5 protein-coding genes are annotated in these 7,646 nt (G+C 35.3%); all 5 read right to left on the minus strand.

The window, feature by feature from the left end; translation table 11 throughout:
* Positions 1-180: 180 nt before the first annotated feature.
* The 5 genes from CKF59_RS01520 to CKF59_RS01545 all read right to left on the minus strand — a co-directional run bounded on the left by CKF59_RS01520 (position 181) and on the right by CKF59_RS01545 (position 7,137).
* Complete coding sequence (locus tag CKF59_RS01520) at positions 181-1,572, minus strand: DMT family transporter (RefSeq protein WP_222985477.1); 1,392 nt, start codon at positions 1,570-1,572, stop codon at positions 181-183.
* Positions 1,573-1,819: 247 nt separating this feature from the next.
* The gene (locus tag CKF59_RS01525) at positions 1,820-3,151 is read right to left on the minus strand and encodes a heme biosynthesis HemY N-terminal domain-containing protein (protein ID WP_119534223.1); all 1,332 of its coding nucleotides are present in this window, start codon (positions 3,149-3,151) and stop codon (positions 1,820-1,822) included.
* Positions 3,152-3,320: 169 nt separating this feature from the next.
* Positions 3,321-5,051, minus strand: coding sequence for a uroporphyrinogen-III C-methyltransferase (locus CKF59_RS01530; protein WP_119534224.1), 1,731 nt, complete (start codon positions 5,049-5,051; stop codon positions 3,321-3,323).
* 585 nt (positions 5,052-5,636) lie between these two features.
* Positions 5,637-6,494, minus strand: a complete 858-nt coding sequence (locus tag CKF59_RS01535; protein ID WP_119534225.1) for an aldo/keto reductase — start codon at positions 6,492-6,494, stop codon at positions 5,637-5,639.
* A gap of 427 nt (positions 6,495-6,921) precedes the next feature.
* A complete protein-coding gene (locus CKF59_RS01545) occupies positions 6,922-7,137 on the minus strand; it encodes a hypothetical protein (protein ID WP_119534227.1) in 216 nt (71 codons plus the stop codon).
* Between the last annotated feature and the right edge of the window lie 509 nt (positions 7,138-7,646).

Raw genomic sequence — 7,646 nt, forward strand, 5'->3', positions numbered from 1 at the left:
GGTAATACCTAAACATTATACATGGATTTAAAGGGTTAATTTTTTAATTTATTACTTAATTTTCATACATAATGTATTGCTATAAAATGAATATTATTTTTATAAATTAAAACCTCCCGTTACTGCGTAATGGGAGGTTTTAATTATTTATAAAAGTTGACCAAGTGACGATTGGTATAGTTATTGTTTACGACTTAAAGTAGTAATAATTCGACCTTGAGGTCCTTCAGAAGCATCATTTAGGTTAGTATCTTGAATGCTTTTACTTTGAACACTTGCACTTTGTCGTTGTTGGTTGTTCTTTTGCTCTTGCTCTTTATCTTGTTCTTGAGTTTGAGCAGTTGTGCTTAAAGTATCTGAAGCTTCGCTTTCTTCTAAAGGAGTATTTACTCCCATGGTCGAGTAGATAATTGGTGGTTTTTGATTAATTGGAGTTTCGGCATTAGCTACCACTTCTCCATTATTAATCACCGTTACTTCTGCAGTTTGTTGTTTAGCAAGTTTACGTGCTTGAGCCTCGGCTTTCAGCATTTTACGAATATTACTAATTACTTTTAAGCGACGCTTATTATAGAAGAAGAGATAAACTCCAGAAGCCACGATCGCAACATAACCAATTACCGAAAACATATCCGGAATGGTAGCAAAGAACACAAAGCCAAAGAGACAGTTCCATAATAAGGAAGAGTAACCATAAACACTTATCTCCACCGATGGAGCATATTTAAAGGCAAAAGTAAAAGTATACTGTCCAATTACTGAAAGTAGAGCTGCAAGGATTAATAAGGCATAGTATTTCCCTTGCCCCGTAAAACCTTGAAAGTAATAAACGGTTGGGAGGATAGTAGTTATTACTATGGTTAAAGCTAAACAGCACTCAATCGTTAAGGGATGTTCTCCATCTCTATTAGTTGTAAGTTTTCGTACTGCAATATAGGTTAGAGCTAAAGAAAGTGTTCCTAATAAGCCAACAAAATACGAAAACAAATGAGGATTATTAAAGTTAGGCTTAATAATGAAAATAGCCCCAAATAGAGAAACTACTACAACCGTAAATTGGGTAATAGAGGTTTTTTCTTTGAGAAACCAAGCACTAATAATAATCAAAAATACTGAGCAAAGTTTAACCATCATATCTGCATCGGCAAGACTAAGAGTGTTACAGGTGTAGATATAAGTAAACATCGCAAAAGTTCCCGTAATTCCTCGTACTACGAGCATTTTCCAATTCTCAAGTGAACCAAAGTAATTTGGAACCTTGAGAGCGGTAGCCATGAGTTTTACTGGACCATCAGGATCGGGTTTAATGATTTTTTCTGCTTTTACGATAGTAGCAGCTGTACTTATCGAAGTAGAGGGAGCACCGGTTGCAGTCGTCATAGCAACATGAGCTAATTGAGCCTGCTCCATAGTTAATTTGTTTTTACGGTTATATTTAATTACACTCTGACGTAAAAAGAAAATCACAACGAGAGTAATTAACAGGGAGGCTAAACCACGAGCAAATACTTTTTCATAGACAGAAATATGCTCACCTATGGTTTTAAATATTAATCCCATTATCGCCGACATAAGTACCGAGAGTAATGTGAGTAATATGCCTTTAGTTAAGTTCGACATATAGTTTTTATTGCATCTTTGCGGTAAAAAAGAGAGCCTTAAGGCTCAGGGGGAAACAAAACTTGAGCTATTTAGCCCAAGTTTTATTTTCTATTATACCGAGAAAGGATTGAGGATTGCAAAGGAGATCACAAAAAAGCTCTAAGATTTTTGTCTTAGAGCTTAAAAAATATTTGGGTAATTTCTGTTGTTGTTAAAGTTACTCAGCTTTGTCTTTATTTTGATCTTTATTGTCTTCAAGCTTTTGAGCCTCTTGACTCATCTGTTCATGAGATGGAGTTTGTGCAGTATTGCTTGAAAGATCAAACTGAGTATCAATTAAATTGGTTAAACCAAGAAGTTTTTCGCTTGCATTGTTTTTACGATAAACCACTTGGGCAAGCAAAATATTATCGGGAGTATAACTAAGACCTTGCTCTTTTTGGGTGGTCAAGAGTTGATCAATCCAAGTTTGGGCTTTAGTAAAGTCATTTTGACGATAGTAAAGATGAGCAAGGATCGCCATGATTTTTAATTGGCTTTCCTGATCGAACTTACGCATTGCTTTTTCTAAGGTGCGACAGAGCTTAAACTCGAGCGTATCTTGAGGAAGTTGAGTTAGGAGTTCGAAGTACTCTGAAGTTGCAACTTCTTTAAGTTCACAACGACGTAGAGTTTCGCAAGCAAGATCTATAGCTTCGTAATAAGCATTGAGCTTGAGCAGAGCTTTGAGCACAAGGTTACGGAAAAGCAACGAAGAACGATGTTCACGATTTTGGGCCTCAAACCAAGCGATGAGAGCTGCAGGTTTTTGGGCATTTGCATCTAACTGACGTTGAATTAAACCTTGATAAGCCCAAGCAAGATCTTCTTGTGCTTGCTCGGCACTTAGATACTTGTGTTTTACCAATTGTGGGAGTAAGTCTTCTAATCTCGCAAATTGATTGGTGTGGAGATAGACTTTACGAGCAATTAAGTAAACTTCTTCGCTCGCATTACTACGAAGAATAGGATCTAAGAACTTACTCGCTTTTTGCCATTGTTCAGTTGCCACAAAGTACTTTAATTTACTAATATCAAGAATTTTCTTGTCTTCAGTTGTTCCTTGATTTACTTCGAGCATGCGTACAAGCAAGTCTTTAGCTAGACGCGGATTACCGTTACGAATTGCTAAATCAAAGGTTTGACTTAAATTGTAAAATGGCAAGTTAGCTTTGCTTGCAGATTTAGCTAGAGTTTTTTGGGCTTTACGATAGTTCCCAGTTAGAGCTTGACGTAAACCTTTTTCAACTAAGCGATCAGCTTTAGCTTGACGTCTTTGTTTACGGTTGAGATACCAACCAAACAATCCTTGATAGAGGAGGCGAGCAAGCCAAGCTAGAATCTCTAACCCTCCTAGGGTTAACAAAAAGAGGATGAGAAAGGTTAGCAAAGATAAGGTATAGCTATTGCCCGCAAAATAAACGATTACCTGTCCATTTTGACTTAAAAGGTAGGGTGCACCAGCTAAGATAACAACAAACAGGAAACACCAAATAAATACACGAAACATAGTGTTCGAAAACCTTAAAAAACGATGAAATAAGTAAATGTCTAGCTAGTTCCCTAGTAAACTGATGGCTTAAGTTCTCAGCCGTTCAAGAGCTAGCTAGAACAAGAGGTATGTAACTCTAACTTTGGTATGTTACTGACCGTAATAGCAAGGTTAGAGGCAAATTCTATTATTGCTTACCAGTTTCAGTTGCACTTGAGTTAAATAAACTTAAAGATCCTAACTGGTAGTTAGCATTGTAACCAAGAGTTTGAGTGCTAAGTGCTTGCACTTGGCTAATTAAATCTTGGACGATTTGATTATCTTGTGGGTAAACAGTGGTTAGTACTTTTAAAGCACTTTCAAGACTTTCTTTATAGCCTTGAGTATTGTTTACGCTTGCTGCCACTAAAGCGTTTTGTAGATTTAGTTTTAAGTTTTCTTGTAAGTAAAGATTTACATTAGTAGTTGGTAGATCTAGACCATTGCCATCTCCAACTTTTTGAACTTGAATAAACTTGCTAAAGAAATCTTTAGTTGCTTTAGTAAAGGCAGAATCGTCAGTATTTTCGATTTTTTGGGTAGCTTTTTGTAAATCTTGTGGATTTAATAATGGTAACTTGCTTACATTATTAATTTGAGCAAGAAGACCATTAACTAAAGTACTCATAGCATTAGCTTGACGTCCATCAGCAAGATTATTGTAGTCTGCTTGTACGGCAGCTCTGAGTTTTTCATCTGGAGCTAAAGAGTAAGCCACACGTAGATTCATGAGAATACTATCGAGATTACCATTACGGTTGATTTCTGCTTGTACTTGATGGAGAATTTGTTGCGTAATTACATAGTTAACATGAGCATAAAGTCTTTGTAAATTAGCGTTTTGGTTTTGCTCAGTTTGTTGTTTTACGCTATTTGCAATCGCCGTAGGTAATTGAGCATTAATTTGTTTAGTTAAATCTTGAGTAGATTTTTCTACAGCAGTATTAATTTGATTGTTGAGATTAGTATTAACTTGCTCTAACACTTGAGTAGCAACATTTTTTGCAATCTCAGAAGTAAGCTGAGCTTTGTCTGCTTCACTAAAAGTTGGGTGTTGTAATACGTATTCCGCAATTAAAGTGCCAACATAGGTTTTGAAGCTTTCGCTATTGGTAACTTGGGTAATTAAAGCTTGTACTTGCTCAGTAGTTAAACCCGCTTGGGCTGCATTTGCATTGTTGGTTCTTGCGTTACTTGTTTCACTTGTACCACTAGCATTATTTACGCTATTTGCTCCACTTGCACTCAGAGCATTACTTCTTTGCTCTAAGGTCGTTACACGATTACCTAGAGTTGAAAGTTGACTTTGGATATTGGTATTAAAGTCAGCAATGGTTGCATTGAGGTTCTCAATGGTCACATAGTTATCAAGGATACGGTTTAAGTTAGAAGCATTGAAGTTGGTTGAAGTACTCGAGCTTCCACTTGTTCCCCCAAAGGTACGATCAAAAGTGGTCGGAGTTTGATTAAAACGAGAATCAAACTGTTGTTGTAAGATATTGTACTTAATTTTGAGGATTTCAATATCTTGTTGGGTTGAGTTTTTGAAAGTATTAAAGTCAGCTACTGACACATATTTGGCACTGGTAGCTTCAAGATCTTGAGCGTTAAAGATTGATGGTTCATACATCTTGTACACGGCAAAACCTGAAAGTCCTAAAGCTAAAACTACCATTAATCCTAAAAAACGATATTTTGGCGGTTCGACAAAAATCGGATCATTAGGATTTGGTTGTTGCGTTCTTTTTTCGCTGTGCTTAGAGTTGTTGTGTTCTTGTTCTTGCTGATCATGCATCTCTGCTTGTTCAGAAGCTTTTTGCTCTGAAAGAGGACGTTTTTCTGGATCAGTTGGAAAGTTTGCGTTGTTTTGTGGAATCATAATAAAAATTACCTATAAAAAAATTAAGTAAGAATCTTACCTAACTCTTTTAGAAGGAAAGTTAGATGAAAACTTCTAAAATAAAAAACTTAACCCAGACTATTGTATTCAAGGTTAGGATCAATTCGGATAATCTTTGAGAAATTTTTCTTTCTAAAAAAGAAAATTCCTCTCTTTATAATTTTATCAAAAAAAACCATAAAGCAAAAAAATAACTGCACCAAATTCGGTGCAAATTAACAGAAAACTTCAAAAAATCTGAGATTAGAGTTGAAATAAACCCTAAGAGTAGTTGGGAGGATAAATAATTTTAGTTCATTTCTAAAATCTAGGATTAAATTAAGAGCTGACTAAGGGTAAAAACTATCTAAAGGTAAAACTATCTAAGGCTCAAGTACTTGTTAAGGTAAGAGTTGGCTCAGGGAAGAAGAAAGCTGGTTAAGGGGGAATAGTCTGCTAAGGTGATCTTAGTTGGTTAAAGCTGGTTTAGAGTCAGATTGAAGTGAATCTATAAGGGCAGGGGATGAGGTAAGTTTAGAGCTAAGATCTTGTTCTTAGCTCTAATATAGTTATGTGGTTGAGTTTTTATTGAGATTCAGGAATAAAACGATTAAAAGTATCAACGACTACTTGAGGATCTGTACGATCATTAAAGTAAGTATGGTTTTCATTAAGGCTGGCAATAAGTTGCATTTGTTCTGCACTTAAATTAAAGCCAAAGAGATCTATATTGCTTTGAATCCTACTTGGCGTAACTGATTTAGGGATTACCGCAATATTACGTTGCACTAACCAACGTAGTACTACTTGAGCTACGCTAACTTGATGTTCTTGAGCAATTTGTAAGAGAATCGGGTTACTAAAGAGATCATTTTTACCACGAGCAAAAGAAGACCAAGATTCAGTAACTATTCCTTGTTGTTCATGAAAAGCTATAGCTTGTTCTTGTTGATAAAAAGGATGTAATTCAATTTGATTTACGGCTGGTTTAATTTGATTACCAAGAATGAGGTTTTGTAAAGTTGCAGGATCAAAGTTACTTACACCAATTGCCCGTACATCCCCTTGAGCATATAGATGCTCAAGAGCTCGCCAAGCCCCAAACACATCATTAAATGGGGTATGGAGTAAATACAGATCAAGATAATCTAAGCCAAGATTCTCTAAAGAGCGAGCAAAAGCTTGTGGAGCTTGCTTTTCAGTAGCGACATTCGCCCAAAGTTTGGTGGTAATAAAGAGTTCTTCTCGAGGAATACCACAGTTTTTAATGGCTCTACCTACAGCTTTTTCATTCCCATAAATGGTTGCGGTGTCGATATGACGATAGCCTGCTTCAATAGCGGTAATAATTGCTTTTTCACATTCTCCTGGAGTTTCCATTTTATAAACTCCAAGGCCTACAAGAGGCATTTCTATCCCATTGTTTAATTTTATCTTTTGCATTTTTACTCCGAAAGAAAAAATATTTACCTTGTTATTATAAAGGAAGAACGAAGAAAAATGCGGATTTTTAGTAAGAAATTACCGGAATAACAGTAGGAAACAGGAAGCGTAAATAGGAAAATGAAAATAGGTGCTTAGAGTTGAAGAGGGCTTCTCTCAGGAACTCTGCAGAGAGGAAGAATTAAAAAAGAGGAGGAGAGGTAGAGTTTAGAGTGAGGAAAGCAAAGGTTTGTAGAAAAAAGACGACTTTTTGTAAAAGACGTCTTAATATTACGATTTTATCAAACAAATTACAAAAGGATTGCCTTTTGCAGGCTTTATTATACTATGTTTTTTTGTTTTTTAGCAAACAGGAAAAACTCTCGCTAACTAAAGCGAGAGAAACACGAAACCTTCTTAAAAGGTTCCCAGAATTCTTTATTGTAGGTTAAAGGTAGTAAGAATGTACTGGAACTACTTTACCTAAAGTTAAATTCGGACTTGGTGGGATTTTGTCGCCATTACATGGACCCGGAGCATAGGTAGCACAGATCGAGGCATAGATCTCCACTTGAGGGATAAATTGTAATTGAAGCTTACTATTTTGAGCATAGCTGAGGGTACAGAGTAAGCTTAATCCTAGACTAAAAATACATTTGTGCATAGATTAAAAATCTTTAGTGTTGTTGTTTTTTGTACCCATATATTATAGCGAACAAGGACAAAGAACTACCTAATATCTCTATATCTTGTTTGAGAGGAAAGAAGAATTTTCTTAAATTTAAAGAAGTTAATTGGGGATAAATGAATAGATGTTTACTAAAATACTCGGTTATCCCTTATTAGGACAAACAAATTAGATCTTACGTACATAATTTTGCATTAGATTTTTGTAAGCAAGAGAAAAGTTTTAATTACGAAAAGAGCAATTAGATCTCATTTTTATTTATACGTAATATTTTGCAATGCAAAGAGGTTAGAGGTATTGACCAAGATTTTTAGGATTTACCCTTATAAATTTGTGTAAATTTATGGAAAAGAAATGTACAATTTGCAGAAAAATCTTAGAAAAATTCTAAAAAAGTGTGATCTAGATCACAAATCTACAAAAATCAGTGATAAATTTTATAAAATTTGATTAATATATACTTAGAAAGTTACGGTTTATATCTT

The organism is Psittacicella gerlachiana (assembly GCF_003585965.1).
Lineage (GTDB): Bacteria > Pseudomonadota > Gammaproteobacteria > Enterobacterales > Psittacicellaceae > Psittacicella > Psittacicella gerlachiana.

Coding starts and splice junctions, on each gene's coding strand:
- CKF59_RS01530 (WP_119534224.1), bottom strand. CDS start 5,051: ATGATTCCACAAAACAACGCAAACTTTCCAACTGATCCAGAAAAACGT.
- CKF59_RS01545 (WP_119534227.1), bottom strand. CDS start 7,137: ATGCACAAATGTATTTTTAGTCTAGGATTAAGCTTACTCTGTACCCTC.
- CKF59_RS01520 (WP_222985477.1), bottom strand. CDS start 1,572: ATGTCGGCGATAATGGGATTAATATTTAAAACCATAGGTGAGCATATT.
- CKF59_RS01525 (WP_119534223.1), bottom strand. CDS start 3,151: ATGTTTCGTGTATTTATTTGGTGTTTCCTGTTTGTTGTTATCTTAGCT.
- CKF59_RS01535 (WP_119534225.1), bottom strand. CDS start 6,494: ATGCAAAAGATAAAATTAAACAATGGGATAGAAATGCCTCTTGTAGGC.